Source organism: Metabacillus lacus, assembly GCF_009674805.1.
GTDB classification, from domain to species: Bacteria; Bacillota; Bacilli; order Bacillales; family Bacillaceae; genus Metabacillus_C; species Metabacillus_C lacus.
Genome location: NZ_WKKI01000096.1, coordinates 1 through 2,212 on the forward strand (window position 1 = coordinate 1; position 2,212 = coordinate 2,212).

The following is a 2,212-nucleotide window of genomic DNA, read 5'->3' on the forward strand; positions in this document are numbered from 1 at the left end:
ACTATCATACGCCAAATGAATTTGAACAAATGAACGGCAATCCTGGGGCCTAATTTTACCATGATAAGAAGTTTAAACCGCTCTGAATTTAAATTTTTTTTATGAAGGCCACCAAGCAAAAGCACGGTAGAAAAATCTGTGTCTATATTCTTGACGTAGTATCAAGGCATCTGCCTTCTTCTTCTCACTTTCCACACCTTCAATAAAATCAACTACACTATTTTCAGTTACTTCCATCTTCTGTTCGTCCTTTCCTATTTTCTGAGGAAGCTTGGGGACGTTTCTAGTGCTTCCCTCGAAGCATTAGACCCATTATCAAACCCTGTATTTATTTAATAACGCCTTTGGAATATGGCAATAATCATCCGGACACTTATCTAACCGGTCCTGATGCTCTTCTGCGCTTCGTACATAATTCGTAAGAGGCCGCACTTCAACCACGATGCGTGCAGCATCCTTTCTCTCATTAATAAACGCCCTCGCCTCTTTTAAATGCTTATGTTCTTCACTATACACACCCGTTCTGTACTTCTCGCCAACATCATCTCCTTGCCGGTTCACACTATACGGGTCAATGATTTCAAAGAAATACTTCATTAAATCGTCCATTGAGACAATCTCTGGGTCAAATACTGTTTTAACACATTCGGCATAGCCATCATACTCACCTTCAAGCGAACTGCTTGTACCATTCGCTCTTCCAGCTTCCGTAAATGTCACACCAGACAACGTTTTGATAAAAGCCTGAACGCCCCACAGGCATCCTCCTGCAAAATATACGGTTTCCATTGATTCACCTCTTTTTGTGTAAAAGGCATTGCAAGTATCTAATTTACTTATGTTACAGTCCCTGTAACGTTCGATAGGATAAACAAATAAGGAAAGGCAATTCCCTCCAGAAGGTTCTAGTTCCTTTATAAACAAGGTGCCTTCACTTCTTCTATTCTAACAAAAGCAAACCAAAACTTGGGAGTGACAGGCACTGTATATTAACTTTCTCCAGTTGTTTGAAGCTATATACTCTTTGGGTAACTAGTAAGAAATGACTACGAAAAGGAGAAATAACATGGAGGCAACAAAAAAAGCACTATTAACTAAAGATGATATGACCAATCCAGAAATTGTTCCTGAATGGGTCATACGCGAGTATAACACCTTTCGTCAAATCGTAACGGATAAAACATTTCCCTGTTATTTTGGGATGAAAGCGGAGATGAAGGGTGAACTGCGCTACGCATATATCACGCAGGATGATTATTCTAACCTGCCTAAAGCTGTTGAGGAATTTTTAACTCTTTTCAAAAAGCCTCCATATGTTCGGCATGGCCTTTTTGTCTTTGTAGAACCTGAAGAAGAAAAGGATGACCTGGAACATTACCGCAAAAGATTTTGGGGTATTTTACAAAACTTGCATGAAAACGATAAACAAAAATGGCCAGACGACAAACCTAAAGATCCTGATCACTACTTATGGGACTTTCATTTTGGCGGAGAACCCATCTTTGTATTTGGGAATGCCCCTGCGTACAAACAGCGAAAAACACGTGATTTAGGAAACAGCCTGATCCTTGGTTTTCAACCTAGGAAAATCTTTGAAGGACTTGAAGGAACAGAAAAGGGCGGAATCATGTCCCGTGAAAAAGTAAGGGAACGAGTAGAAAAATGGGACAACCTGCCTACCCACCCCGACATCTCCCACTATGGAGATCCTACTCACAATGAATGGAAGCAATTTTTCATTGGAGATGATGCGGAACCAATACAGGGCAAGTGTCCGTTTCATCATAAAGCTCAATAAAAATATGCCTGTCACTCCTCGCTTAGCCGACAAGGTGGGACGCAGGGACGGGGGACGCAGGGACGGGTCCCTTGTCCCACCGGGTGTTCACCAATTCTCCCATCATCCATAGACCCACTTTCATAGAAACAACTTGACAACAAGCTGGATCTATTACAAACAACCGAATAATCTTCACTACATCCTTTAAGTTTCAGAGTTTATTCCTGATAGTGCACAGCTAGAAAACTCCCTTCACTCCCCCTTCAAACACAAAAAAGCCTCTCATAAACGCTGAGCGTTTATGAGAGGCTTTTTTCGTTCTAGTAATTCCAGGAGCGGGACGAGGTACCCGTCCGAGACCACTGAAAAAGTAACCTTATTTATCACCTGTTAAGCATAATTTTTGTGGATTTAACAAAAAAGTACAAGAAA

General features: G+C 41.1%; 3 protein-coding genes. 1 reads left to right on the forward strand and 2 read right to left on the reverse strand.

Features of this window, described 5'->3' with window-relative positions; all coding sequences use genetic code 11:
- Positions 1 to 99 precede the first annotated feature (99 nt).
- Both GJU40_RS21175 and GJU40_RS20345 read right to left on the reverse strand, forming a co-directional pair.
- Positions 100 to 237 carry a hypothetical protein gene (locus GJU40_RS21175; protein ID WP_246188456.1) on the reverse strand — a complete coding sequence of 46 codons (138 nt, stop codon included), beginning with the start codon at positions 235 to 237 and terminating at the stop codon, positions 100 to 102.
- Positions 238 to 315: 78 nt separating this feature from the next.
- Positions 316 to 789 carry a peptide-methionine (S)-S-oxide reductase gene (locus GJU40_RS20345; RefSeq protein ID WP_154309875.1) on the reverse strand — a complete coding sequence of 158 codons (474 nt, stop codon included), beginning with the start codon at positions 787 to 789 and terminating at the stop codon, positions 316 to 318.
- Positions 790 to 1,066: 277 nt separating this feature from the next.
- On the opposite strand from GJU40_RS20345, the gene GJU40_RS20350 reads away from it, so the two are divergent.
- Positions 1,067 to 1,798, forward strand: coding sequence for a YqcI/YcgG family protein (locus GJU40_RS20350; protein WP_154309877.1), 732 nt, complete (start codon positions 1,067 to 1,069; stop codon positions 1,796 to 1,798).
- Positions 1,799 to 2,212 lie beyond the last annotated feature (414 nt).

Excerpts from the sequence above, each read along its gene's own strand:
- GJU40_RS21175 (WP_246188456.1), bottom strand. The coding sequence starts at position 237 with ATGGAAGTAACTGAAAATAGTGTAGTTGATTTTATTGAAGGTGTGGAA.
- GJU40_RS20345 (WP_154309875.1), bottom strand. The coding sequence starts at position 789 with ATGGAAACCGTATATTTTGCAGGAGGATGCCTGTGGGGCGTTCAGGCT.
- GJU40_RS20350 (WP_154309877.1), top strand. The coding sequence starts at position 1,067 with ATGGAGGCAACAAAAAAAGCACTATTAACTAAAGATGATATGACCAAT.